Origin of the sequence: Curtobacterium sp. L3-7 (genome assembly GCF_048756585.1) — a bacterium.
In the GTDB taxonomy this organism is placed as follows: domain Bacteria; phylum Actinomycetota; class Actinomycetes; order Actinomycetales; family Microbacteriaceae; genus Curtobacterium.
Window position 1 is genome coordinate 648501 of sequence record NZ_CP151474.1, and the last position, 26048, is coordinate 674548.

Below are 26048 nucleotides of genomic sequence, written 5' to 3' on the forward strand. Positions count from 1 at the left end.
AACACCAGGAGGCACCATGGCAACGACCGGCACCTTCGCCGAATCCGGAGCAGATCTCCGGCTCGAGCAGATCACGAAGTCCTTCCCGGGACACACCGCGGTCGACGCCCTCGACCTCACCGTGCCCGCCGGGTCGTTCTTCGCGCTGCTCGGGCCGTCCGGCTGCGGGAAGACGACCACGCTGCGGCTCGTCGCCGGCCTCGAGGAACCGACGAGCGGCAGCATCCTGCTCGGCGGGAAGGACGTCACCGACACGAAGCCGTACCAGCGGCCGGTCAACACGGTCTTCCAGAACTACGCGCTGTTCCCGCACATGAGCGTGCTCGACAACGTCGCGTTCGGCCTGAAGCGCCGGCGCATCCCGGACCCGATGACGAAGGCGCGGGAGGCACTGCACCTCGTCGAGCTCGACTCGTCCGCGTCGAAGCGACCAGCACAGCTCTCCGGCGGCATGCAGCAGCGCGTCGCCCTGGCCCGCGCGATCGTGAACCGGCCCGCGCTCCTGCTCCTCGACGAACCACTCGGCGCCCTCGACCTGAAGCTCCGGCACCAGATGCAACTCGAGCTGAAGACGATCCAGGCCGAGGTCGGGCTCACCTTCCTGCACGTCACGCACGACCAGGAAGAGGCGATGACGATGGCCGACACCGTCGCCGTCATGAACGGTGGCCGGATCGAGCAGATGGGCAGCCCCCAGGACCTCTACGAGTTGCCGAGGACCGCCTTCGTCGCGAACTTCCTCGGCCAGTCGAACCTGCTCGAGGGCGATGTCCGCGGCACCGAGGGTGAGCTGCTCGTGGTCGCCACGGCGGCGGGCACGATCGCGGTCCCGACGGCGCGTGCGGTCGCGACCGGCGGTCGCGTGGTCGTCGGCGTCCGTCCCGAGAAGCTCAAGATCCGCACCGCAGAGCCGTCACACGAGGCGGGACGCAACATCCTCGGACCCGGCCGTATCGTCGACGTCTCGTTCTCCGGCGTCAGCACGCAGTACCTCGTCGACGTCCCCGGCGCCGGCCGCGTCTCCGTCTTCGCGCAGAACACGAAGGGCGGACCCCGCATCGCCACGGGGACCGAGGTCTGGCTCACCTGGGGCGTCGACCACGGCTTCGGACTGGAGGCTCCCATCGCGTCCGACGCGAGCGTCACCACCCAGCCCGCACCGGGCCTCCAGGCCGAGACCGCCACCGCAGGTGCGGTCGCGTGAACGCCGGACCGGACCTGGTGCGCGGACTGACGTCCGCGCGGGTCAGCCGGCGCGGCTTCCTGGCAGGCGGCGGTGCCGCGGCGGTGGCCGCTCTGCTCGCGGGCTGCAGCATCAAGGGCTCTGCGGCGTCGACGGGACCAGCGGTGGACTGGACGGCCTTCTGGAAGGACGCGAAGGCGACCAAGGAACTCAACTTCGCGAACTGGCCGCTCTACATCGACTCCGACCACGGCAAGTCCGAGTCCCTCGCGCTCTTCAAGGAGGAGACGGGGATCGCGGTCGACTACCAGGCGGTGATCCAGGACAACGCGACGTTCTACGCGACGGTCTCGCCGATCCTCCGGGCGCAAGGGGCCACCGGCTACGACATCGTCGTCATGACGAACGGGTACGAGCTCACCGAGATGATCAAGAACGGCTTCGTGTGCGAGCTCGACCACACGCGGTTGCCGAACTTCGCGAAGTACGCGTCTGACTCGGTGAAGAACCCGAACTACGACCCGGACAACAAGCACTCCGTCGTCTGGCAGACCGGGTTCACGGGGCTCGCGTACAACCCGAAGTACACCGGGCGGAAGATCACGTCGTTCCAGGACCTGAAGGACCCGGCCTTCAAGGGGCGCATCGGGCTGATGAGCGACAACACCGAGCTCGGCTCCCTGGCACTGCTCGCGCTGGGCATCGCCCCCGAGACGTCGACCCCGGCCGACTGGCGCAAGGCCCAGGCATGGCTCCGCGAGCTCCGGCCGAGCGTGACCGGGTTCTACGACCAGAGCTACATCAACCGGCTCGAGAACGGTGACACCTGGATCACCCAGGCGTGGTCGGGCGACGTGTTCCAGGCGCAGCAGTCCGGGTTCCCCGACCTGGAGTTCGTCACGCCGGAGGAGGGGCAGATGACCTGGCACGACAACATGCTCATCCCCAAGCAGGCGGCGAACCCGGTGTCGGCGCTCGCGTGGATGGACTTCTACTACACGCCGAAGATCGCGGGGATCGTCGAGGACTACGTCAACTACGTGTGCCCGGTGCCCGCGGCCGAGGACTACGTCAGGAACGTGCTCGACGACGCGACGGTGGCGGACAGCCCGCTGGTGTTCCCGTCCGCTGCCGTGTTGGACGCGTCGCACGAGTTCCGGGTGTTCGAGAACTACGACGAGTACTCGGAGTGGAACGGCATCTTCAACGCGGTGGTGCAGTCGTGACGGCGGTCGGGGTCGCGCCCGGGATCGATCTCGACCCGGCGCCGGTCCGTCGCGGTCGTCGTCGCAGCACGCCGTTCCTGCTCGCGCTGGTCGGGACCGCGTACCTCTGCGTGTTCTTCGTCATCCCGCTCGTGTCCGGGCTCATCGTCTCGCTCATGTCGGGCAACCCGGACGACGGGTACACGTTCACCTGGAACTTCGGGATCTACTCGTCCCTGTTCGTCGACCCGCAGGTGCCGTACCTGACGTTCCTGCTCCGATCCCTCTGGTACGGCTTCGCCGCGACCCTCGTGACCATCATCGTCGGGTACCCCGTGGCGTACTTCATCGCGTTCCGGGTGTCACCGCGGTGGAAGAACCCGCTCCTGATGCTCGTCTTCGTGAGCTTCCTGGTGTCGTTCATCATCCGAACCGACATGTGGGCGTTCGTGCTCGCGTCCCAGGGGCCCGTCGTCACGTTCCTGCAGGGGATCGGGGTCGCCGGCAAGGACTTCCACATCCTCGGCACCGGCGGGGCGGTGATCTTCGGCGACGCGTACAACGACCTCGCCTTCATGGTGCTGCCGATCTACGCGGCGCTCGAACGCATCGACCCGAGACTCGGTGAAGCCGCGCACGACCTGTACGCCGGGCGGTTCCGGGCGTTCTGGCACACCACGCTGCCCCTGTCCCGTGCCGGCATCTTCGCCGGGGTCCTGCTCGTGTTCATCGACTGCGTGGGGGACCCGGTGAACTCGGCGCTCCTCGGCGGCACGAACACGTACACGATCGGGCAGGCCATCCAGGACGCCTACTCCGGCAACCAGCAGTACAACGTCGCCGCTGCGCTGTCGACCGTGCTCATGGTCGTGCTCGGCATCATCCTGTTCATCTACGCCCGGGTCTCCGGCACCGACGACCTCGAGGACCTCGTATGACCGCCGTCGCACCGCGCCGTCACGGCGTGAACCGTCGTGGGCCCTGGCTCGCCATCGTCTACTGGGTGGTCATCGCGATCACCCTCGTGCCGATCGTCTACATGATCGTGTACTCGTTCAACGACGCCCCCACCAACCGGCTGACCTTCGCGTGGAACGGCTTCACCACGTACTGGTACGCCAACCTCGTGAACGTCTCCGGGCTCGGGTCCGCGTTCGTCACGTCGGTCGTCATCGCGTTCCTCGCGGCGATCGTCTCGGTCGCGATCGGGCTCCCGCTCGCCCTGGCGCTCGAGCGCTACCGGTTCCCCGGGCGGGGAGCCGTCAACGCCGTCGTGTTCGCGGACATCGCGGCGCCGTCGATCGTCGTCGGGTCCGCGTCGCTGTCGTTCTTCCTGTCGATCGGGCTCGGCACCGGGTTCCTCACGGTGCTGCTCACCCACGTGGCGTTCGACGTCGCGTACGTCGTCGTCGTCCTCCGGGGGCGGATCGCCGGGACGTCACGTGCGCTCGAGGAGGCAGCAGGCGACCTCGGCGCGACGCCGTTCCAGGCGTTCCGGCTCGTCACGCTGCCGTTGCTCGCGCCGGGGATGCTCGCCGCGGGGCTGCTGGCGCTGGCGATGTCGATCGACGACTACGTCATCACGTCGTTCGTCGCCGGACCCGCTGTCACCTTCCCGCTGTTCGTGTACGGCGCCGCGAAGGCCGGGATGCCGCCGCAGGTGCTCTGCTTCGGGACGCTGGTGTTCGCGGTGGGGCTGCTCGTCGCGTTGCTCAACGGGGCGCTCAACCGTCGCTTGTCCCGCACGCGCGGCTGACTCCACGCCGGAACGTGCCGCACCGATCGAGACCGGTGCGGCACGTCCTTGTCTCAGTCCTTCCGGACCAGGTCGACCAGGAGCCTGGCGAGGTTCACGAGCAAGCCCGCGACCCCCAACCAGAACACCCGACGCCCGGGCTTGGGATCGGTGTCGTTCGACATCGAGGCCACCTCCGGTGTCAGCGCCGGCGGACACGAGGAGCGGGGACCGGGACGGGCGTGCAATCGGGCCGGGGCTCGATTACACTGGACCGGAGCGTTCAGACTCGGGAACGGATTGTGCCCGTCCTCGGCTTTCCACTCGGAGAGCAACTCGAAGCCCATCACCGTTGCCGCGGTGGTGGGCTTCACGCTTGCCCCAGGACCACGACCCGGCGGTGTCGGAGTCCACGCAACAAGCCTCCGTGGAATGTCACCGGACACCAGGGTCTCCACGATCTCGTACCATCGATCGATGGACGCCATCGAGGTCGACGAGCGCGACAGCACCTGGGAGAACCACCACCCGCACTTCCGGGTGTACCTGCAGGAGCGATCGGGCGACTCGTACTCGACGGAGACGGTCGACCTGTTCGACGCAGACGTCCTGCAAGCGATCGACTGGGCGCAACGAGCGGTCGCGTCGCGCACCGACGCGGTCTGGGCGCTCGCGCTGGTCGGCGGGGACAGCCGTGCACTCCGCGGCCTCACGTGGCTCGTCGGCATGGACGCGAACGACCCCCCGTCGGACGAACACGAGATCGACCTGACCGCACGGATGCTCGGGCGTGCGGTGTCGACGATCGAGCTGCCGTCAGCCGATCGCTGGCGGCCGTGACCGCAGTCGACCGCCGTCGGGCAGGACGATCGTCGGAGGCACTCAGGCCGCGGTGAGGCGCGCCTCCGCCCGGTCGGCCGAGGCGTCGTCGCGGAGCATGCGGTCGGCGGTGCGGAGCGACAGCGCCATGATCGTGAGCGCCGGGTTCGCGATGAGGGAGCTCGGGAAGACCGAGTTGTCGACGATCCACATGTTCGGCACGTCCCACGACCGGCCGGCGGCGTCCACGACCGAGCTGGCAGCGTCGGTGCCCATCCGGGCGGTCCCGACGGTGTGTGCGGTGCGGTCGAGCACCCGGACGTCGCGGCCGCCAGCAGCCTCGACGATCGACGTCATCGTCCGGACTGCGTGCCGGGTGATCGCCTCCTCGTTCGCACCGGGGGAGAACGTCACGCGGGCCTTCGGCACCCCGTTCGCGTCGACCTCGTCGGAGAGCACGAGGCGGTTGTCGTCGTACGGCAGGCACTCCGCGTTGATGCCGACGCCGGCCATCTTCGGGTAGTCCCGCAGCGCCTGGACGAGCGCGGTCCCTCGGAGCCCGCCGCCGCGGACGAGCGTCGTGGCCAGGGTGAGGGGCTGGACGCCGAGGCTCTGGATGAGGTACCCGCCGGCGAAGTCGGCGTCCTCGGGGCGGATGAAGTCCTCGGTGATGATCGACGACGGGTACCCGCGGTAGGAGCGCATCGACTCGTCGAACGTCGCCCAGACCTGGGTGGCCCCGTGCGCGGTGAAGTTCCGGCCGACCTGGCCGCTGCTGTTCGCCAGCCCGGTGTGCAGCAGCAGTCGCGGGGTCTCGATGCCGCCGGCGGCCAGCACGAGCGATCGGGTCCGCTGCCGGTGGTCGCGGCCCCCCTGTCGGTACACGACGGCCTCGACCTCGCCGCGGGCGTCGAGCTCGATGCCGTGCACGAACGAATCGGCGCGGATCTCGGCACCGAAGGCGACCGCGGCGGGCAGGTACGTGGTGTCCATCGACACCTTCGCGCCGTTCCGGCAGCCCTGGTGACAGGAACCGCAGGCGACACACGCGTGCCGGAGGCCGTGGTGCTCCTGCATCCGATCCTCGGTCGTCAGGCCGACGGGCGCGTCCGTCGCGGTGATCCCGACGGCAGCGGCACCGCGCATCATCATGTCCGAGGACGCGTTGCGCGCCGGCGGTCCCATCCGGTAGCGACGGGCTGGGTCCCACGGGTAGTGCGCCGGGCCCGCGACGCCGACGTCGTGCTCGGCCTGCTCGATCCAGCGCACGAGCTCAGCGTGCTCGATCGGCCAGTCCTCGCCCTCGCCGGAGTCGGTGCGGAGCCGGATGTCGTGCTCGTTCGGGCGCGGGGTGAACGCTCCCCAGTGCAGCGTCGATCCACCGACGCCCGTCCCGCTGTTGTTCGGGCCGAACGCGGTCGGGGCGTCCCCGCCGCTGATGCGCTCGTCCATCCAGTTGATGTCACCGGGGGCCTCGACCTCGTCCGGTGTGAACCGTTCCGGGTCGGTGTTCGGGCCCGCTTCGAGCGCGACGACGCGGAGGCCCTTCCGTGCGAGGGTGGCGAGGAGCGGTGCGCCGCCTGCCCCGGTGCCGACGACGACCGCGTCGACGACCTCGTCCTCGTCGTAACGGCGCTGGTGGTCGAGTCTCATCGTGCTGCTCCCGTCGGTTCCCACGCTTCGCGCTGCCCGGCGGCGAGCAGCTGGAAGCCCTGTTTGCGGACGCCGTCGCCACCGTTGGCGAAGCCGTCGTAGTCGATCTCGGCCATCGTCGCCGGGTGTGCGGCCCACTGCTTGACGAGGTCCACCGCGGCGTCCTCGGCCCATGCCTTGAGCTGCTCCGCGTCGAGGGGTCCGACCGCGGGGGTGTGTTCTCCGGCGGTCACCGCGTCGAGCACCGCGGCGAGGTGCTCGTCCCCTCGTGCGGCCTCCGGAGCGAGCGAGTCGAGTCCGGCCCGGTAGGCATCGACGTCGGCCGGCAGGCCGTCGGGCCGCCACCCGTCGCCGAGCCCCGCGGAGAGTTGCGCGTCGACCCGCAGCGCGAGGTCGATCGTCGTGGCGCCGGGCTGCGGGACGACGATCCTGGCCACCGCACGGAGCGTGTCGAGCTGGTCGACGCTGAGCGACGCGGGGGTCGCTGCGGAGTCGTCTGGCAGGGCGCGCACGGCCAGGATGCCCCGGGTCCGCGCGCTGACCCGCGGCGAGGCGATCACCCGGACGGTCGCCGGCGGGACGACCGGTCCGCCGGCGATCCGGCGCTCCCAGAAGTCCCTGATGCGCTCGGCCACCGCGTCGGGCTGCTCCCACGGCAGCAGGTGTGCGGCGTCCGGGACGACGTCGAGTTCGCCGGTGGTCCAGTGCGGCAGGTTCAGCGTGCGCTGCGCGTCCTCGCCGAGGTCACCGTCGGCAGCGCCGGCCAGGATCAGCGCGGGCACCGGGTTCGGCGGGAAGGTGGTCGACCAGTCCTCGCGGCTGCCGCGGACCAGCCAGTCCGTCCAGGCGCGTGGATCGGCCCGCTGCACGTCGTGCACGGCCATCGCGTGCGGTTCCGGGGGGAGGGGGGCGTCGACGTTCGCCGACACGAAGGTCTCGGCGTCGCTCGGGCCGATCGGGCCGTCGGAAGCCCAGCCGAGCATCGTCGCGCGACGCTCCTCGTCCATGGGCTCCTGGGACAGCGGCGAGGCAGCGAGCAGCACGACCGCGCGGAGCCCGAAGAGCCCGTTGGACCCGTCGATCGTGCGGGAGGCAACGACCGAGGCGACCTTGCCGCCCATCGAGTGCCCGATGAGGACCCAGTCGGTGGCGCCGCTCTGCCCGATGACCCGCTCGACCTGTTCGACCATCTCCTCGACGGTCGTACCCGTCGCCGCGGAGGAGCGGCCGAAGCCGGGCAGGTCGATGCCGACGAGGTCGAGGGTGCCCGCCAGGCGGGTGCGGAGCGTGGCGAACTCCTCGGAACTGGACCCGAGGGCGTGCAGGCAGAACGCGGTTGCCGTCATCCTTCGTTTCTACGGCCCACGATGACCCTGTTCCCAGACGGGTGTACCCCCGGGCGCTCGACAGGCGTCACGGGTAGGTTCGGTGAATGAGTGCAGAGCTGACGCTCGGCGCCGAGGAAGAGCTGCACCTCATCGACCTCGAGTCCGGCCGACTTTCCGCGAAGGCCCCGCGCCTTCTGCCCAAACTCCCAGCAGACCGTTTCGGCGCAGAACTCCAGCGCACGACGATCGAGACGAACACCCCGGTGGTGACGTCGCTCGACGACCTCCGGCGGGTGATCGTCGACCTCCGGCAGGAGCTGGCGGGAGCGATCGCGCCGGCGGGTGTCACCATCGCCGCCGCCGGCACGGCTCCCAGGTCGGAGTACGCCGACTTCGAACTGACCTCCGGTGGCCGCTACGGCCGCATGCAGGAGCAGTACCGGATGCTCGTCGACGAGCAGCTCATCTGCGGCCTGCAGGTGCACGTCGGCGTGAGCGACCGCGACCTGGCGGTGCAGATCGCCCAGCGCGTCGCACCGACGCTCCCGGTCCTGCTGGCGCTGAGTGCGTCGAGTCCGTTCTGGAACGGCCAGGACACCGGGTACGCGTCGTTCCGGAGCATCATCTGGCAGCGCTGGCCGTCCGCCGGCAGCTTCGGCCGGGTCGAGAGCGCTGCCGAGTACGACAAGGTGCTCGAGGACCTCATCGCGTCTGGCGTGATCGCCGACAAGAAGATGGCGTACTTCGACGTCCGTCCGTCCTCGCACGCACCGACGCTCGAACTGCGGGTCTGCGACGCGACACCCGTGGTCGACGACGCGGTCCTCATCGCCGGGCTGTTCCGCGCAGCGGTCCGGAAAGCCGAGATCGCGGTCGAGTCCGGCGCCGAGTGGCATCCCAGGAGCGAACCGCTGCACCGCGCGGCGATGTGGCAGGCCGCACGCAGTGGACTGAGCGGCGACCTGCTCGGGCTCGGGCAGCACCCCGAGCGGCTGCCGGCCGAGATCGCGGTGCGCCAGCTCGTCTCGCGGCTCCGCCCCGAACTCGAGGAGCTCGGCGACTGGGGGACCGTGAGCGCCCTGCTCGAGGACACCCTCGCGCGTGGCAACTCCACCGACCGGCAGCGGACCGCGTACGCCGAGCGGGGTTCGCTCGACGACGTCGTGGCGCTCGTGGTCGAGGACACCGCTGGTACCCCGTCCGGTCGGGACGACCACCCCGTCGTCGCGATCCCGTCGTACCGGGTCCGTGCCGGCGACGAGGCGGTCGGACCTGGTGCACGCCCCCGTCCCGCGTTCCGCGACCTGGCCGCGTTTTTCCGTGGCTGGGACGCCGAGACGACGATCGACCGCTGCACCGCCCGCGACGCCTGGACCCGGGAGCACGAGGTCGGCTTCGTGGTCGCCGGCGCCGTGCAGGACTTCGGCTGCGACCTCGTCCCGCGGACCGTCAGCGCCTACGAGTGGGACCAGCTCGCGAAGGGCCTCGGGCAGCGTGCCCGCGCGATCGAGCTCTTCCTCCGTGACGCGTACGGCGACCGACGGATCGTCGCGGACGGCGCGATGGACGAGCGCGACTTCGTCGGCCGCAACGGGTGGGATCCCGACGCCATGCGCCTGCCGAGGGACGCCGTCCGTGCTCCGGTGCTTGGCTTCGACCTCGTGCGGAACGAGTTCGGTGGGTGGCGCGTGCTCGAGGACAACGTCCGCTCGCCCTCCGGCGTGGCGTACGGCATCGCGTTGCGCGAACTCATGGACGAGGTCGTCCCCGACGCGCCCCGGCCAGAACACCTGCGCGATCCGCACGGCGTCATGGAGCGGATCGCCCACACGCTCCGCACCAACGCGACGGCCGTCACCGGTGAACGCGAGCCGGTGCTGGCGCTGATCAGCGACGGCCCCGCCGCAGGCGCCTGGTACGAACACCGGAGGCTGTCCGAGGGAGCCGGGATGCGCCTCCTGACCGAGTCGGATCTGGACGTCCGCGACGGACGCGTCGTCGAGGCGGCGACCGGTGACGTCCTGCACGCGCTCTACCTGCGGGTGGACCGCGACGCCAGCGCGCTCCGGAACGACCTGACCCCCGATCTCGGCGCGCGGATCCTCGACGCGGCCGAGGCCGGGCACGTCTACCTGGCGAACGCGCCTGGCAACGCGCTCGTCGACGACAAGGCGATGTACGTCAACGTGCCCGACCTGATCTGGTACTACCTCGACGAGAAGCCGCTGCTCGAGTCGGTGCCGACCTACCGGACCAGCATCGAGGGCGAACGGATGTCCGTGCTCGACCGCGTCGGCGAGCTCGTGACGAAGCCCGTCGACGGCGAGGGCGGCCGCGACGTCCTCATCGGCCCGGTCGCGAGCGCACCGGAGGTCGCCGAACGCCGACGCGCGATCGCGGCGGATCCTGCGGGGTGGGTCGGGCAAGAGGTCGTCCAGCTCTCGTCGCACCCCACCATCGGACCAGCCGGGCTCGACCCGCGGCACGTGGACCTCCGCGCGTTCGTGTACGTGACCGGCACGGGTCCGGACGACACCCACCTGGCGGACGTCGCGCTCACCAGGGTCGCGCCGGAGGGCAGCCTCGTCGTGAACTCGTCGCGGGGCGGCGGCGCCAAGGACACGTGGATCGTGGGCACGGACCGGGAGGACGGCTGATGTGTGGACTCGCTGGAGAGATCCGGTTCGACGGGACGTCCCCCGACGTCGGGGCGGTCGCCCGGATGACCGGTTGCCTGGTGCACCGGGGGCCGGACGGCGACGGACTCTGGGCACGCGGGCCGGTGGCGCTCGGGCACCGTCGTCTGTCGATCGTGGACCTGTCGACCGCCGGCGCGCAGCCGATGGTCGTGACGCGCCTCGGCCTGACGATCGCCTACAACGGGATGGTCTACAACTACCGGGACCTCCGCGAGGAACTGCACGGCAAGGGCCACACGTTCGACTCGACGTCGGACACCGAGGTCATCGTCGCCGCCTACGCCGAGTGGGGCGAGTCGTTCGTCGACCACCTGATCGGGATGTTCGCCATCGCGATCTGGGAGCACGCCAGCGGCCGACTCGTGCTCGCGCGCGACCGGCTCGGGATCAAGCCGCTGTACGTGGCGGAGGTCCCCGGTGGCGTCCGGTTCGCGAGCTCCCTGCCGGCGGTCCTGGCCCGCGGTCAGGTGGACACGTCCATCGATCCCGTCGCCTTCGCGTCGTACATGAGCTTCCACTCGATCGTCCCGGCACCCCGCACGATCCTGTCCGGCGTCGGCAAGCTCCCGCCGGCGACCGTGCGGGTCTACGAACCGTCGGGAGCGTTCCGCGACACGACGTACTGGCAGCCCCGGTTCGAGCGTGACGCCGCCCGTGCCGGTTGGTCGGACGAGGACTGGCAGCAGGCGTTCACCGCGTCGCTCCGCACTGCGGTCGAGCGCCGCATGGTCGCCGACGTCCCGGTCGGGGTGCTGCTCTCCGGCGGCATCGACTCCTCGCTGGTGGTCGCCCTGCTCGCCGAGGCCGGTCAGCAGGACCTCGCCACGTTCAGCATCGGCTTCGAGTCGGCCGGTGGGGAGTCCGGCGACGAGTTCGAGTACTCCGACGAGGTCGCCCGGCACTTCGGCACCGACCACCACCGCATCCGCATCCCCTCGTCACGCCTGCTCGACGGCATCGACGGGGCGATCCAGGCGATGAGCGAGCCGATGGTCAGCCACGACTGCGTCGCGTTCTACCTGCTCTCGCAAGAGGTCTCGCAGCACGTCAAGGTCGTGCAGTCCGGGCAGGGTGCCGACGAGGTCCTCGGCGGCTACAGCTGGTACCCGCCGCTCGCGGACGTCCCCAGGGACCAGGCCGCCGAGGCGTACCGGTCGGTGTTCATGGACCGCCGCTGGCCCGCCCTGCAGGGGTTGCTCGGGGAGCGCTGGCGGAGCGACGACGACACCCCGTCGGCGTTCGTGGACGCGGAGTTCGCGCGGCCGGGAGCCTCGACGAGCGTCGATGCCGCACTCCGCAGCGACACGACGATCATGCTGGTGGACGACCCGGTCAAGCGCGTCGACAACATGACGATGGCGTGGGGGCTCGAGGCGCGCGTGCCGTTCCTCGACCACGAGTTCGTCGAGTTCGCCGGCAGGATCCCGCCGGAACTGAAGCTCGCCGACGGCGGCAAGGGCGTGATGAAGCGTGCGGCGCGCGGCATCGTCCCCGATGCCGTCATCGACCGGACGAAGGGGTACTTCCCGGTGCCGGCGATCCGGCAGCTGGAGGGTCCGTACCTGGAGCGCGTCCGCGAGGCGCTGCACGCCCCTGAGGCCCGGGAACGCGGCCTCTTCGACCCGGGGGAGGTCGAGCGGATGCTCCAGGACCCGAACAGCACGAGGACCGAGATCGGCGCGAACGCGCTCTGGCAGCTCGGCCTGATCGAGATGTGGCTGCAGCACCAGGGGGTGCGGTGAGCCGCCCGGGAGGCTCGGTGCAGGTGGGTGCATCGGCGTCCGTCGCGCAGTCGGCCGAGACCAGGGCCGCGGTCGACCTGGGCGAGCGGCTCACCGCCGCCTGGGGCTCGTGGGGCCCGACGATGACGCGGAACGCGCGCCGGGTGGCCTTCGTCAGCGATCGGCACGGCACCCCCGAGGTCTTCGTGCAGGACGTCGTCGTCGACGGCCCACTGCCCGACCCCGTCCGCATCCGCCTGTCCGACGACCCGGTCATCCGGGTGACCTGGTCGTCCGACGGGGAGTGGCTCGCCGTCGCCATCGCGACCGACGGCGGCGTGAAGCAGCAGGTCTGGGTGGTCCGACCGGACGGCAGCGACGCCGCGCAGATCGCCGGGTCGCGGTACCAGCACGCCGAGCTCGGGCCGTGGAGCCGCAGTGGGCACCGCGTCGTGATCACGCTGCCGTCGACCGAACCCGAGCAGCCGGCGCGCTCGTACCTCGTCGACCCCGTGTCCGGGGACCGCGACGACCTGGCGGTCGGGGAGCTCATCCACATCCTCGACCTGTCGGTGGAGGAACGCCTCGTGGTGCTGCGCGACGGTGCCCGCGGTCACGAGTTCGTCGTGGTCGTCGACCGGCTCACCGACGAGAGCCAGTCGCTCCTCACCGACCCGCCGGACGGCTCCGCCGAGATCGCGTTCCTGCGTCCGTCCCCGGCGAGCGAGACCAGTCCGCTCGTCGCCTACGTCGCGACCGAGGCCGGGCTGCCCCGCCGCGGGCTCGTCGCGCAGCCGGTCGGGCCGCACGGGTGGCGCGGGAAGCCCCGCGGGATCATCGACCGCGACGACGCCGAGCTCGAGTTCCTCGACGCCGACGACGCCGGGCGCACGCTGTTGCTCGGCTGGAACGTCGACGGTCGCAGCGAGCTGGACCTCATCAACACGCACGACGCCTCGCGCACCGCCGTCCCCGACCTGCCCGGGTACGTCGTCACCGACCCGGTGCTCAGCCGGGACGGGCGGAGCGTGATCCTCGCCGTCGAAGGGCCGACGCGCCCCCGGGAGCTGTGGCGTCTCGACACGAACGCGTTGACCTGGAGCCGGGTCACCGACGTCCCGGCGCTGCCCGACGTGTCGCTGGTGGAGCCGACGCTCGAGCGGTTCACCGCCCGTGACGGACTGGAGCTGACCGGGTGGCTGTACCGGGCGGTGGAGCCGGCCACGTCGACTGCCTTCGCTCCTTCCGGGGCTGCGCACGAGCCTCCCGTCCGCGCAGCGATGCTGCACCTGCACGGCGGGCCGGAGTCGCAGGAGCGGCCGACGTTCTCGCCGCAGCACCAGGCGCTCGCCGCAGCGGGGATCACGGTGTTCGCGCCGAACATCCGCGGGTCCAGCGGGTACGGGCGGGAGTTCGTGCACGCCGACGACCTCGGGTTGCGGTGGAACGCGCTCGCGGACGTCGTGGACTGCGCGCGGTTCCTCGTGACGAACGGGTACGCCGAGCGTGGGCGGGTCGCCGTCGAGGGCCGGTCGTACGGCGGGTACGCCACGATCGCCTCGCTCGCGTTCACGCCAGACGTGTTCGCCGCCGGGGTGATGGTGTGCGGGATGAGCGACTTCGCGACGTTCTACCGGGACACCGAGCCGTGGATCGCCTCGGCCGCCGCGACGAAGTACGGGCACCCCGTGGACGACGCTGCGCTGCTCGAGTCGCTGTCGCCGATGCGGGCGATCGACGACGTGACGGCGCCGCTGCTCGTCGTGCACGGGGAGCTCGACACGAACGTCCCGATCGGCGAGGCGCACCAGGTCGTCGATGCCCTGCGTGCGCGGTCGCACGACGTGTCGTACCTGGAGCTCGAGGGCGAGGGCCACGAGTACCGGCGCGCGTCCTCCCGAGCGCTGCTGGTGCGGACGATGGTGGAGTTCCTGGCGTCGCGCTTGGTGTGACGCCGCGCGGAGGTCGGGGGTTGTTCGCGCGTGGGAGGGGTCGATTCGCGCGTGGGAGGTCGTTTCGCGCGTAGGTGTCCTGTCTTCCCGACCCCCTACGCGCGATTCCGCTTCCCATCCCGGGCGTCATGGGTCGGGACGCCGCGGAGCTCGTTCGTGGATTCTCTAGGATCGAGGTATGGCGAGCACGATCCCCGGATTCGGCGCGGAGCGCATCACGCAACGGGGTCTTCGCGATCGTGTCTACGACCGGGTGCTCGACGTGCTCATGGGACCGGACGTCGAGCCGGGCATGCGGTTGTCGATCGACGGGCTCGCCCGGACGCTCGGAGTCTCGCCGACGCCGGTGCGCGAGGCGCTCGTGCAGCTCGAACGGACAGGGCTCGTCACCCGCGAGGCGAACAAGGGGTACCGCGTCGCCCCGCCCCTCGCCGGAGACCAGCTCGAGGCGTTGTTCGACGCCCGGTTGATCGTCGAGAGCGGTGCCGTGGAGCTCGCCGCGCGGGGTGACGTCGAGCAGCTCCGGGAGCGGCTGGTCCTCGCCCTGTCGGACCAGGCGGCCGTCGCCCGCGAGGTCGCCGTCGTCGGGTCGGCGCAGGCCTCGGAGGAACTGATGGCGCGCTACTTCCGGAGCGACTGGCAGTTCCACCAGCTGATCTTCGACGCGGCCCGGAACCCGTTCCTGCTCGAGATGTCGGACATCATCACGACGCGCGTGCACCGGATGCGGCAGATCGTCGAGGGCGGCGGGGACGACACCGACCGTGCCGTACACGAGCACCAGGCGATCGTCGATGCGCTCGCGTCCGATCCGTCGCCCGCGGTCGCGGCGATGCGCCTGCACATCGACGCCGTGCGGTTGCGGTCCCGCGCGGACGCGTCGCACACGGGCTGAGGCTGCTGGCGCGTCGGGGTGCTCGCTCGGGCGCGGGTGCGGGTCGTTGTGGACGCAACCGTCTCGGCGCGCATGTCGGGCAGCCGCGCGCGTCGGAGCTCGGTGGCGCAGACTACGAGTCGACGCTGTCGACGCTGTCGACGCTGTCGACGTGTCGAGGACACGACCTTCGGAAGGGGCCGGAATGCACGAGGAGCACGACTGCTGCGCACCGGTCGGCCGCGCGGCCCTGATCGGCGGTGCGGTCGGTCACGTCGGTGCCGCGGCGACCGCTGGCACCGCGGGCAGTGGGCACCGCATCGCTCAGGCCACCGTGCCGGCGCAGACGTTCCTGATGGGGGACGCGCTCGGCGACGCGAAGTGGGGCGACGGCGAGACGCCCGTGCACCCGGTGTCGCTCGACGCGTTCGCGATCGACGCGACGAGCGTCACGAACGACGACTTCGCCCGGTTCGTCGAGGCGACCGGGTACCGCACCGAGGCCGAGTCGTTCGGGTACTCGGCCGTGTTCCACCTGGCGTTCGCCGGGGCGGACGACGACGTGCTCGGGCAGCCGCCCCAGACGCCCTGGTGGCTCGGCGTCCGTGGCGCCGACTGGCGGCATCCCGGCGGCCCGGCATCGTCGGTCGACGAGCTCGGCGACCACCCGGTGGTGCACGTCTCCTGGAACGACGCCGTCGCCTACTGTGACTGGGCCGGACGAGCACTGCCGACCGAGGCGCAGTGGGAAGCCGCGTCCCGTGGTGGACTCGAGGGTGCCAGGTACCCGTGGGGCGACGACCTGCGCGACCCCTCGGCCACCGACGGCTCGTGGCGCGTGAACATCTGGCAGGGTGTCTTCCCGACCGAGAACACGCTCGACGACGGGTTCCTGACGACGGCGCCGGTGCGCTCCTTCGGGCCGAACGCCTACGGGCTGTGGCAGACCGTCGGCAACGTGTGGGAGTGGTGCGCCGACGCCTGGTCCGCCACGACGTACGCGTCCGACGCGGAAGCGGGCACCGTGCACGCGCCGACGGGGCCGAGCGTCGACACCCCCGATGCGCCACGGCTGATGCGCGGCGGCTCGTACCTGTGCCACGACTCGTACTGCAACCGCTACCGGAACGCCGCGCGATCATCGAACACGCCGGACTCGTCGATGGGCAACGCCGGCTTCCGCACGGTCTCGCGGGGCTGAGCTGGCGGACGCCCGTGCCGAGGTTCGGGTCAGCGGCACGGGCGCCCTGATCCTCCGGGCCCGGACTCCTTCGGAGCCCCCGTACGGGGGGTTTGGTCGGATTCGGTTGCGCTCCGCCGACGAGCATGTATCTTTCCTATAGGAAAGAGGTTCAGAGGTGAACCATCGACGTGCAAAGGAGCATTCCGTGACCACAGCACAGGACTGGGTCCAGCAGGACTGGGACCCGACCACCTGGACGGCGGACACCTGGCCCATCGCGGCATGTCTGCACGGCTTCCCGGCCGTCGGCAGCGACGGTGTCGCCGTGCACGACGCCCCGGCAGAGGTGTGGGACGACATCTTCGGGCAGGTCAGCGCCGCCGGGTTCTCCCTCGCCGAGCTCGCCGACAGTCACATCCGGCCCGCCGACCTCGAGCCGTCCCGGCGTGACGAGCTCTTCGCGATCGCGCGCTCGCACGGCATCGGCATCCCGTCGGTGCACCTGCAGCGCAAGAGTGTCATCCAGCCGGGCCACGAGGAGGACAACCTCGCCTACGCCCACCGCACCATCGACGCGGCGGCCGAGTGGGGCATGCAGGTCTTCTCGACCGGGCTGCACCAGCCGTTCAACGAGGCCCAGCAGCGCGCGCTGTGGTTCTGGACCGCGCAGGGCCCGACGGACCCGGACGACCCCGAGGTCTGGAACGCCGCGGTGTCCCGACTCCGCGAACTCGGCGAGCACGCGGCGTCCGTCGGACTCCCGATGGCACTGGAGCTCTACGAGGACACGTACCTCGGCACCGCCGACAGCGCGGTCCGCCTCGTCGAGGAGATCGGGCTCGACAACGTCGGCCTGAACGCCGACGTCGCGAACCTCATCCGTCTGCACCGCCCGGTGGAGGACTGGAAGGAGCTGTTCGCGAAGACCCTGCCGTACACGAACTACCTGCACGTGAAGAACTACACGCGGGACGAGTCGGCCGACGGGAGCTGGTCGACGAGCGTGCCGAGCACCATGGAGACCGGCCTCATCAACTACCGCCAGGTCCTCCGCGATGCCGTCGCGAACGGCTTCCGCGGCATCCTCATGACCGAGCAGTACGGCGGGGACAGCCTCGGCGTCTGCGCCACCAACCAGCAGTACATCCGTTCCGTCCTCGCGACCTCGGTCGTCGGGACGACGCAGCAAGGAGCAACTCGATGAGCACCCTCGACATCGCCGTCGTCGGATCCGGCTACATGGGCGGTGGGATCGCGCAGGTCCTCGCCCTTGCCGGCCACACCGTCCGGATCGCGGACGTGTCCGCCGAGATCGCGGAAGCCAACCGCGCGCGGCTCATCACCGAGACGGAGCAGTTCGTCGCGGACGGCCTCTTCCCCGCGGATGCCGTGTCCCGCGTCGACGCGCACCTCAGCGCCGCCGCCTCGATCGAGGAAGCGGTCGCCACGGCCGACTTCATCGAGGAGGCGGTCCCCGAGAAGCTCGAGATCAAGCACGACACCCTCCGTCGGATCAGCGCCGCCGCGAAGCCCGACGCGATCATCGGCTCGAACACCTCCACCATCCTGATCCAGTCGCTCGCCGAGGCCGTCACCGGTCCGGAGCGGTTCCTCGGGGTGCACTTCTCGAACCCCGCGCCGTTCATCCCCGGCGTCGAGCTCATCCCGCACCCGACCACCGGTGAGCACGCCGTCGAGGTCGCCGAGGCCGTCGTCGCCGCGACGGGCAAGCAGTCCGCGCGGGTGAAGGACGCCACCGGCTTCGTGCTGAACCGGCTGCAGTACGCACTGTTCGAGGAGGCGACCAAGATCGTCGACGAGGGCATCGCGACGCCCGACGACATCGACACGATCGTCCGTACGACGTTCGGGTTCCGCCTGCCGTTCTTCGGCCCCTTCGCGATCGCGGACATGGCAGGACTCGACGTCTACGCGTTCTGCTTCGAGTCGCTGCAGACCCGCTGGCCCGAGCGATTCGCCACCCCGTCGTCGCTGCAGCAGCACGTCGACGCCGGCGAGCTCGGCACGAAGTCCGGCGCGGGGTACCTCGAGGTGCCGGCCGACCGGACGCCGGAACTCGTCGCCTACCGCAACCGCGCCTACGTCGCCATGCAGAAGCTCCTCGACGAGCTCGGCCCGGCACCGATCCACTGACCGACCGGGAGCGAGACATGAGCAACCAGAGCAAGACCGTCGTCCTCACCGGAGCAGCGTCCCCGCGCGGCATCGGCCGCGCCACCGCCCACCACCTCGCAGCGGCCGGGTGGGACATCGGGATCATCGACCTCGACGACGACGCCTCGAAGGCCGTCGCGGCCGAGATCCACGAGCAGCACGGGGTCCGTGCGGTCGGTGTCGGTGCGAACGTCGCCGACGAGTCCGCCGTCCGGGCGGCGTTCGACGCCATCGAGGCCGACATCGCCCCGATCACCGCCCTCGTGAACCTGGCCGGGGTGTCCTCGGCCCACGAGTACCTCGACCTGCCGGAGGGCGAGTGGCACCGCGTCCTGTCGATCAACCTCGACGGCGTGCACTTCGCCAGCCTCCGTGCCGCCGAGTCGATGGTGCAAACCGGCTACGGCCGCATCGTCAACCTGTCGTCGGTCTCCGCCCAGCGCGGCGGCGGCACGTTCAGCAAGACGCCGTACACGGTCGCGAAGGCCGGCGTCATCGGGCTCACCCGTGGACTGGCGCGTGAGCTCGGGCCGAAGGGCGTCACGGTGAACGCCATCGCCCCTGGTCCGATCGACACCGACATCATGGGCGGCACGCTCACCGGGGAGCGCAAGACCGCGATGGCAGCTGACGGTGTGCTCCCGCGCATCGGGACCCCGCGGGACATCGCAGCGGCGATCGCGTACCTGATCAGCGAGGACGCCGGGTTCGTCACCGGTCAGACCCTCAACGTCGACGGCGGCCTCTACATGCACTGACGGCGAGGCCGTCCCCCTGTTCCGTACCGTGCTCGCGAAGGAGCGAACCCGTGTCACTTCCCAACGTCCCCGCCCTCGGATCGACCCACGATCCCGGGCTGAAGTCGGCCATCGGCAAGGCCACCAAGCACCTGATGCCGATGCTCGTGATCCTGTACTTCGTCGCGTTCCTCGACCGCACCAACGTCGGGTTCGCGGAGGAGGCCCTCAGCGTCGACCGCGGCATCTCCGACGCGGCCTTCGCGCTCGGTGCAGGCATCTTCTTCATCGGCTACGCGATCTTCGAGATCCCGTCGAACCTGCTGCTGAAGCGCTTCGGCGCTCGGTTCTGGCTCGCCCGCATCGCGATCACGTGGGGCATCGTCGCCGCGCTGTTCGCCTTCACGACGAACGACACCATGTTCATCGTGCTGCGGTTCATCCTCGGCGTGACCGAGGCGGGCCTCTTCCCCGGCGTGATCATGTACCTGTCCGAGTGGTTCCCGAACAAGGTCCGCGTGCGGATGTTCGCGATCTTCTACCTGGCGCAGCCGTTCTCGCAGATGATCGGCGCCCCGCTGTCCGGCGGCCTCCTGAGCTTCGGCGACCAGGCCACCCCGTTCCACGGCTGGCAGGTCATGTTCGCGGGCGAGGGCATCCTCGCGGTGCTCGCCGGCATCGCCGCGCTCGTGTTCCTGACGAACAGCCCGCAGCAGGCCAAGTGGCTCGAGCCGGGAGAGAAGGACTCGCTGACGGCGGCGATGGCCCGCGAGGACACCGCCCGCAGCGCCGACGGGCCGCAGGGGATCTGGAAGGCGATGGCGAGCGGCCGGGTCTGGTACTTCACGATCATCTACTTCTGCCTGCAGGTCGCCGTCTACGGCACCACGTTCTACCTCCCGCAGCAGGTGTCGTCGCTCCTCGGGCAGGACGTCGGCTGGCAGGTCGGGCTGGTGTCCGCGATCCCGTGGCTCGTCGGGCTCGTCGCGTGTTACCTCGTCGGGTCGAAGGCGGACTCCGTGGGTCGCCGCCGACGCTGGGGGACGATGTTCTACGTCTTCACCGGCCTCTCGATCCTCGGCTCCGCGTGGGCCGGCGCGAACGGGCAGCCGATCCTCGGCATCGTGTTCATCACGCTGGCCGTGGCGAGCTTCCTGTCGGTCGGACCCATCACCTGGGCGTACCCGACGGCGTTCCTCACGGGTGCCGCCGCAGCGGCCGGCATCGGGCTGATCAACTCGCTCGGCAACCTCGGCGGGTTCGTGGCACCGATCATGCGCACGGCGATCAACGAGGTCGTCCCCACCGACAGCGGGGCGTTCGGCATCGTGTCGCTCGGTGTCCTGGCGTTCGTCGCGGCCGTGATGATCTTCTGCACGAAGTTCTTCCGGCAGTCCCGGGCGGACGACCTGCTCGACACCTCGCACGTGGCGACGACCGAGCCGAAGGCGAAGCGATGACCCGGTTGTTCAACGACCCGGCGGACTTCGCGGACGAGATGGTGGACGGATTCGTGGCGGCGAACCGGGCGTGGGTGCGGAAGGTGCACGGTGGTGTCGCCCGCGCCACTGCCAGCCCGGACGGCACGGTCGCCCTGGTGGTCGGGGGCGGATCGGGGCACTACCCGGCGTTCGGTGGCCTCGTCGGGCACGGGTTGGCGGCTGGTGCGGCGATGGGGAACCTGTTCGCCAGTCCGAGTGCCCAGCAGGTCACCGCGGTCGCGAAGGCGTCCGAGCACGGTGGTGGGGTACTGCTGAGCTACGGCAACTACGCCGGTGACGTCCTGAACTTCGACGCAGCCGAACGGGCGCTGACGGAGCAGGGCATCGACGTCCGCACGGTGCGGGTCACGGACGACGTCGCGTCCGCGCCGGCGGGAGAAGCAGCGAAGCGCCGCGGGATCGCCGGCGACCTGTGCGTGTTCAAGGTCGCCGGCGCCGCCGCCGAACGCGGGGACACGCTCGACGAGGTGACCGCGATCGCGACTCGTGCGAACGACCGCACCCGCAGCTTCGGAGTCGCGTTCAGTGGATGCTCGCTGCCGGGTGCCGACGGACCCCTGTTCACGGTCCCGGAGGGGCGTATGGCGATCGGGATGGGGATCCACGGTGAGCGGGGCATCGACGAAGCCGACGTCCCCACCGCCGACGGCCTCGCGGAACTCCTCACCGACCGGTTCCTCCAGGAGCGTCCGGAGGGTGCCGGTGACCGGGTGGTCCCGATCCTCAACGGCCTCGGCAGCGTGAAGTACGAGGAACTGTTCGTGGTCTTCAACGCCGTGCAACAGCGCCTCACCGATACGGGCATCACGATCGTGGAGCCCGAGGTCGGCGAACTCGTCACCAGCTTCGACATGGCCGGGGTGTCGCTGACGCTGTTCTGGCCGGACGCGGAACTCGAGCAGCTCTGGGCAGCACCGGCGAACGCGCCCGCGTTCCGGAAGGGTGCCGCGGTCGTGCAGGAGCGTCTCCCCGAGGACGTCCTCACCGCCGACGCCGTCGCACCCGTCGGTCCCGCGAGCGACGAATCGCGTCCGCTCGCGCGCCGGCTCGCCGACGGGTTCGACGCGGTGCGCGACCTGCTCGACGCGCACGCGGACGAGCTCGGCCGGATCGACGCGGTCGCGGGTGACGGCGACCACGGCATCGGCATGCAGCGCGGCTCGACCGCCGCCGACGCGGCAGCACGCGACGCCGCCGAACGCGGCGCGGGTGCCGGCACGGTCCTCACGATCGCGGGGGACGCGTGGTCGGACAAGGCCGGTGGCACGTCCGGTGCGATCTGGGGTGCCGCACTGGAGGCTCTGGGTCGCGTCATCGGGGACGAGGAACGTCCGACAGCGGGGACCGTCCAGCGCGCGGTGCACGCGGCGACCGACGCGGTCCTCGCGTTCGGCGCGGTCGTGGGCGACAAGACCATGGTCGACGCCCTCGTCCCCTTCGACGACGTCCTCGCCACCCGCATCACCGCCGGCGACGACCTGACCACCGCCTGGCGTACGGCAGCTGACGCGGCGCAGCGGGCAGCAGACGAAACGGCCGACCTCCTGCCGAGGATGGGCCGCGCACGCACTCACGCCGAGCACGCCGTCGGCACCCCTGACCCCGGCGCGGTGTCGTTCGCCCTCATCGTCGACGCGGTCGCGCCGTGATCACGATCGGCATCTCGCTGAAGATGTACTTCGGGCACGCGCAGACGCTGCGCTGGGCCGAGGCGGTCGCGGACATGGCCAGGTCGCACCCGGCGGTCACGAGCGGCGCGGTGGAGCTGTTCGTGATCCCGACGTTCCCGTCGCTGGTCCCGGTGCACGCGGTGCTCGAGGGCACGGCCGTGCTGCTCGGCGCCCAGGACCTGGCGACGGAGGACACGGGTGCGTTCACCGGCGAGGTCTCCGGCGCCGAACTCGCGGAGATCGGCGTGGACCTCGTCGAGATCGGGCACGCGGAACGCCGTTCCCTGTTCCACGAGGACGACGCGACCATCGCGCGGAAGGTCGCCGCGGCGTTCCGGAACCACCTGCGTCCGCTGGTCTGCGTCGGCGAGCGGCACCGTGCCTCCGGTGCGGATGCCACCCGGGACGTGACCGCCCAGCTCGACCGCGCGCTCGACGGGCAGGCGGGCGCGGTGACCGTCGCGTACGAGCCGGTCTGGGCGATCGGCGCACCGGAGCCGGCTCCCGCCGACCACATCGTCGAGGTCCTCACCGGGATCGAGGCGCATCTCGGACACCGGTCCGGACTCGACGGGTCTGTCGCGATCTACGGAGGGTCCGCCGGGCCGGGGCTGCTCACGCGTGGGATCGGACAGATCGGGGGTTTGTTCCTCGGCCGGTCCGCGCACGACCCCGCCGAGGTCGAGACGGTCCTCGACGAGGCGCTGGAGCTCGAAGTGGGGATCAGATGAGCGAGCCGGCGGAACCACCGTCGAGTCGGAGCAGCGCCCCGTTCGCCGTCCGGCCCGTGGCGTGCAGGTGCAGGAGCGAGCGGTAGCAGGCCTCGAGGTCGATGAACTCATCGATGACGAGATCGGGGTTGCTGCGCTCGAGCGCCTTCCTCGTGAGGTCCGCGAGAGTCACGCCGAGTCGCGTCGCGAGTGCGGTGAGTTCGACGTCCCGCTTCGCGGTCGCCAGCGGGCCGAGCAGCAGCGTGGACACTGCGACACCGGTGCCGCGCGTCGAGGCAGCGAGCGCGGTGGTCAGGACACGCAAGGCGGCCTTCCCCGAAGCGTAGAGCCCTGACGACTCGTCCGCATGGTAGATCGACTCGGAGTTGATGACCACGACCGCGACATCATCGTTCCTGTCACGTCTCGGGAGCTCGAGCAGCCAGCGGGTGAGGAGGAACGGCGCGATGGTGTTCACCCGGTACACCGTCTCCATCGCGGCGAAGTCCGGCGTCCCCTGCCATTCCGGGTACGCGACGGCGTTGTGCACCACGATGTCCGGGACGAACTCGAAGTGCTCCGCGAGTGCCCGGACCTGACGCTCGTCGCCGAGGTCAGCGTGGACGTACTCCACTCCGGGTGCCGGGTCGTCGGCAGGTCGTCGAACAGACCCGACGACCTGCCAGCCGTCCTCGGCAAGCCGTCGGCAGACGTACGCGCCGAGCCCCGCCCCCGCCCCGGTCACGAGCGCCGTGCGGCTCATGCGCCCACCTTCCGGCTGACGAGGAAGCCGGTCTCGGTGCCCGCGAACGCAGAGAACAAACCCGGGGCCCGACCGACTGCGCGGACGTACGTGGTGATCCCGTCCCGCGCGGCGCGCCCGTCGTCAGACGGGGACTCCGCAGCGAAGTCGCCGTCCGCGAAGGCGTCGTCCGCGATGAGCAGTGCACCGTCCGCGAGCAGTGGGTACACCGCGGCGAGGTAGCGCGGGTACGCTGCCTTCTCGCCGTCGATGAACACGAGGTCGAAGACGCCGACGTCCGGCAGCGAGAGGTACCGGAGCGCGTCGTCGACCACGACCTCCACCGTGTCGGCTGCACCGGCGGACTCGATGTTGCGTCGGGCGACGTCGGCGACGTCAGCATCGACTTCGAGCGTCGTCAGAGTGCCGCCCGTCGGCAGTCCCCTCGCGATGTGCACGGCTGAAAAACCGAAGAGCGTGCCGATCTCGAGCGCTCGGACCGGCCGTTGCAGCGCGGTCAGGAGCTGTAGGAGGCGACCGGCGTTGTCGTCCACTTGGATGTCCGGCAGCCGGTCGTCGATGAGCGACCGCCGGACGATCGCGTCGAGGTCCGGCTCGCGGGGGCCGAGCGTGGCTCGCGCATACCCGGACGGGAAGTGGTCGGTCATCTCGAGTGGTCCTCTCGTGTTCGGTGGAAGGCGAACGCGGCCACCGGGTCAACCGGCACGGAAGGTGCCGTCGGGTCCACCGACGACGAGAAGATACCGTCGGCGTGATCGGGGTGGTCGTGGTCGTAGTCGTGGTCGAGAAACGGGGCGAAGGTCGTGCTCGTAGCGGCGTAAGCCCACAGCATGCTGAACTCCCCGCCGGGGTTCGCCAGCGGCATCGGCCAAGCGAGGTGCTCGAGGACGTCCTCCTCTGCGGCCAACTGCGCGATGCCGAACCGGTGGTCGAGCGCCGTCCACGTCTCTGCGAAGGTGCCGGACGTGGACCGGTGCAGCGCATGGTCCACGGCGGCGACGACGACCCGGGTCGGCAGCGTCCGACGGAACTCGATGCACCGCGACCAGATCACGCGCGCAACGGAATCGGCCCCCGGGTCGGTCAGCACCGCCCGGAGGAAGCCTGGGTGGAGCGCCCACTTGTCGAACCACATGCTCATCAGGTCAAGTCGTTCCACGGGGAGGTAATCGAGGCCGGTCACGAGTGTGGTTCGTCCGCCGAGCAGTACGTGGTTGAGGGCATGACCCACCTCGTGCAGGGTCGCCTGGAGCTGGTGCGGGCCCGTGAGGGATCGCCCCGACCCGTCCACACGGCAGCGGATAGCCACGGTGGCGACCGGAAGGGCCTCCGAGCTCGAACCTGCCCAGGGCGTCTGATCGGCCAAGGGGGTATGGCCGGGCCGGTCCGTACGGCTGAGTCGCTCCGCGCGGTCCGCCCAGCGGTCCACGCGGACCACTCCCCGGACCGCCCCGGTGCGGTCGCGGATCGTCCAGTCCTCGCCGTGAGCACGTCCCATCGGCTCGACGAGGAGCCCGAGTACGGCCTCGACCACGCGACGGGTGGCATCGAGTGCGCGGTCGACGTCGACGTCGGGCAACGGATCGCGAACCAGGACGTCGCGCACGACCTTCGGCAGGTGCGCCGCGATCGCCGTGTACATGGGCGCGCCGGTCGGTTCGGCACCCGCGGCCGAGCGGATCTCCGCATCGAAGGCGCGGGCATCGTCGTGCGCGAGTTCCACGCAGCGCTCGAGCAGCCGGTCGATCGTCGGTTCGTCCAAGTCGCTCGTCGCGAGGGTGCGCGTGGCGACCTCGGGCCATCCCGTCGCGGTGGCGTCCCTCCGGTGTCGCGCGACGAGTGCATCGAACGCGCACCGTGCATGAGCGACCCACGGGCCGAGCATGCGCTCCCGAGCCGCGACCAACCGTTCACGGCGGGAGGGGTCTGGTTCCTCCGCGAGGAGTCGACGGAAGACCGTCTCGGGGTCGGCTCGGTCGCGGCCGTCCTCGCTGCGGATACCGATCGCATTGAGGAACGCCGTCACCGCGGCATCGCGTTCCGCCACCACCCGGACGAAGCGCTCCTCGGCTGCGCGGGTCTCCGGCGCCGCGTGGGGGAACGGGTCACGCGCGCCCGTCACATCGTCATTGGCGCGCC

The 26048-nt window shown here is 70.7% G+C and carries 21 protein-coding genes; 16 read left to right on the forward strand and 5 right to left on the reverse strand.

The window, feature by feature from the left end; all coding sequences use genetic code 11:
• Nucleotides 1–16: 16 nt before the first annotated feature.
• The 5 genes from AAEP80_RS03300 to AAEP80_RS03320 all read left to right on the forward strand — a co-directional run bounded on the left by AAEP80_RS03300 (nucleotide 17) and on the right by AAEP80_RS03320 (nucleotide 4963).
• The gene (locus AAEP80_RS03300; protein WP_420365936.1) at nucleotides 17–1204 is read left to right on the forward strand and encodes an ABC transporter ATP-binding protein; all 1188 of its coding nucleotides are present in this window, start codon (nucleotides 17–19) and stop codon (nucleotides 1202–1204) included.
• Nucleotides 1201–2409, forward strand: a complete 1209-nt coding sequence (locus AAEP80_RS03305) for a polyamine ABC transporter substrate-binding protein (protein ID WP_420365937.1) — start codon at nucleotides 1201–1203, stop codon at nucleotides 2407–2409. Before AAEP80_RS03300 ends, AAEP80_RS03305 begins: the two co-directional genes overlap by 4 nt.
• Nucleotides 2406–3326: an ABC transporter permease gene (locus tag AAEP80_RS03310; RefSeq protein WP_420365938.1), complete on the forward strand. Its 921-nt coding sequence runs from the start codon at nucleotides 2406–2408 to the stop codon at nucleotides 3324–3326. Before AAEP80_RS03305 ends, AAEP80_RS03310 begins: the two co-directional genes overlap by 4 nt.
• Complete coding sequence (locus AAEP80_RS03315; RefSeq protein WP_413600428.1) at nucleotides 3323–4144, forward strand: ABC transporter permease; 822 nt, start codon at nucleotides 3323–3325, stop codon at nucleotides 4142–4144. The genes AAEP80_RS03310 and AAEP80_RS03315 overlap by 4 nt, the downstream gene beginning before the upstream one ends.
• Before the next feature lie 456 nt (nucleotides 4145–4600).
• On the forward strand, nucleotides 4601–4963 hold the full coding sequence (locus tag AAEP80_RS03320; RefSeq protein ID WP_420365939.1) for a hypothetical protein: 363 nt from the start codon (nucleotides 4601–4603) through the stop codon (nucleotides 4961–4963).
• 42 nt (nucleotides 4964–5005) lie between these two features.
• Here AAEP80_RS03320 and AAEP80_RS03325 read toward each other — a convergent pair whose 3' ends face one another.
• Together AAEP80_RS03325 and AAEP80_RS03330 are read right to left on the reverse strand one after the other, a co-directional pair.
• Complete coding sequence (locus AAEP80_RS03325; RefSeq protein WP_420365940.1) at nucleotides 5006–6595, reverse strand: GMC family oxidoreductase; 1590 nt, start codon at nucleotides 6593–6595, stop codon at nucleotides 5006–5008.
• Nucleotides 6592–7941 carry an alpha/beta fold hydrolase gene (locus AAEP80_RS03330; RefSeq protein WP_420365941.1) on the reverse strand — a complete coding sequence of 450 codons (1350 nt, stop codon included), beginning with the start codon at nucleotides 7939–7941 and terminating at the stop codon, nucleotides 6592–6594. The genes AAEP80_RS03325 and AAEP80_RS03330 overlap by 4 nt, the downstream gene beginning before the upstream one ends.
• An 86-nt stretch (nucleotides 7942–8027) precedes the next feature.
• Here AAEP80_RS03330 and AAEP80_RS03335 point away from each other — a divergent pair, with 86 nt between their 5' ends.
• The 11 genes from AAEP80_RS03335 (at nucleotide 8028) to AAEP80_RS03385 (ending at nucleotide 23167) form a co-directional block, all read left to right on the forward strand.
• Complete coding sequence (locus AAEP80_RS03335) at nucleotides 8028–10580, forward strand: glutamate--cysteine ligase (RefSeq protein ID WP_420365942.1); 2553 nt, start codon at nucleotides 8028–8030, stop codon at nucleotides 10578–10580.
• Nucleotides 10580–12364 carry an N-acetylglutaminylglutamine amidotransferase gene (locus AAEP80_RS03340; protein ID WP_420365943.1) on the forward strand — a complete coding sequence of 595 codons (1785 nt, stop codon included), beginning with the start codon at nucleotides 10580–10582 and terminating at the stop codon, nucleotides 12362–12364. The genes AAEP80_RS03335 and AAEP80_RS03340 overlap by 1 nt, the downstream gene beginning before the upstream one ends.
• The gene (locus AAEP80_RS03345; protein ID WP_420365944.1) at nucleotides 12361–14295 is read left to right on the forward strand and encodes a S9 family peptidase; all 1935 of its coding nucleotides are present in this window, start codon (nucleotides 12361–12363) and stop codon (nucleotides 14293–14295) included. Before AAEP80_RS03340 ends, AAEP80_RS03345 begins: the two co-directional genes overlap by 4 nt.
• A 178-nt stretch (nucleotides 14296–14473) precedes the next feature.
• Entirely contained in the window at nucleotides 14474–15190 is a 717-nt protein-coding gene (locus AAEP80_RS03350; RefSeq protein ID WP_420365945.1) for a GntR family transcriptional regulator, read from the forward strand.
• Nucleotides 15191–15374: 184 nt separating this feature from the next.
• Nucleotides 15375–16370: a formylglycine-generating enzyme family protein gene (locus AAEP80_RS03355; protein WP_420365946.1), complete on the forward strand. Its 996-nt coding sequence runs from the start codon at nucleotides 15375–15377 to the stop codon at nucleotides 16368–16370.
• Between the two features lie 187 nt (nucleotides 16371–16557).
• Nucleotides 16558–17556 (forward strand): sugar phosphate isomerase/epimerase family protein, encoded by a 999-nt coding sequence (locus AAEP80_RS03360; RefSeq protein ID WP_413600419.1) that lies wholly within the window; start codon nucleotides 16558–16560, stop codon nucleotides 17554–17556.
• Nucleotides 17553–18506: a 3-hydroxyacyl-CoA dehydrogenase family protein gene (locus tag AAEP80_RS03365; RefSeq protein WP_281266359.1), complete on the forward strand. Its 954-nt coding sequence runs from the start codon at nucleotides 17553–17555 to the stop codon at nucleotides 18504–18506. The genes AAEP80_RS03360 and AAEP80_RS03365 overlap by 4 nt, the downstream gene beginning before the upstream one ends.
• Nucleotides 18507–18523: 17 nt before the next feature.
• Nucleotides 18524–19285, forward strand: coding sequence for an SDR family NAD(P)-dependent oxidoreductase (locus AAEP80_RS03370; RefSeq protein WP_420365947.1), 762 nt, complete (start codon nucleotides 18524–18526; stop codon nucleotides 19283–19285).
• Between the two features lie 50 nt (nucleotides 19286–19335).
• Nucleotides 19336–20724 carry an MFS transporter gene (locus AAEP80_RS03375; RefSeq protein WP_413600417.1) on the forward strand — a complete coding sequence of 463 codons (1389 nt, stop codon included), beginning with the start codon at nucleotides 19336–19338 and terminating at the stop codon, nucleotides 20722–20724.
• Entirely contained in the window at nucleotides 20721–22415 is a 1695-nt protein-coding gene (locus AAEP80_RS03380; RefSeq protein WP_420365948.1) for a dihydroxyacetone kinase family protein, read from the forward strand. Before AAEP80_RS03375 ends, AAEP80_RS03380 begins: the two co-directional genes overlap by 4 nt.
• Nucleotides 22412–23167 (forward strand): triose-phosphate isomerase family protein, encoded by a 756-nt coding sequence (locus AAEP80_RS03385; RefSeq protein WP_420365949.1) that lies wholly within the window; start codon nucleotides 22412–22414, stop codon nucleotides 23165–23167. Before AAEP80_RS03380 ends, AAEP80_RS03385 begins: the two co-directional genes overlap by 4 nt.
• On the opposite strand, the gene AAEP80_RS03390 is transcribed toward AAEP80_RS03385, so the two are convergent.
• Genes AAEP80_RS03390 through AAEP80_RS03400 form a run of 3 tightly spaced genes read right to left on the reverse strand, consistent with a single transcriptional unit; the run spans nucleotide 23160 to nucleotide 25515 of the window.
• Complete coding sequence (locus tag AAEP80_RS03390; RefSeq protein ID WP_420365950.1) at nucleotides 23160–23909, reverse strand: SDR family NAD(P)-dependent oxidoreductase; 750 nt, start codon at nucleotides 23907–23909, stop codon at nucleotides 23160–23162. The two genes, AAEP80_RS03385 and AAEP80_RS03390, sit on opposite strands and share 8 nt — an antisense overlap.
• On the reverse strand, nucleotides 23906–24556 hold the full coding sequence (locus tag AAEP80_RS03395) for an O-methyltransferase (RefSeq protein ID WP_420365951.1): 651 nt from the start codon (nucleotides 24554–24556) through the stop codon (nucleotides 23906–23908). Before AAEP80_RS03395 ends, AAEP80_RS03390 begins: the two co-directional genes overlap by 4 nt.
• The gene (locus tag AAEP80_RS03400) at nucleotides 24553–25515 is read right to left on the reverse strand and encodes a hypothetical protein (protein WP_420365952.1); all 963 of its coding nucleotides are present in this window, start codon (nucleotides 25513–25515) and stop codon (nucleotides 24553–24555) included. The genes AAEP80_RS03395 and AAEP80_RS03400 overlap by 4 nt, the downstream gene beginning before the upstream one ends.
• Between the last annotated feature and the right edge of the window lie 533 nt (nucleotides 25516–26048).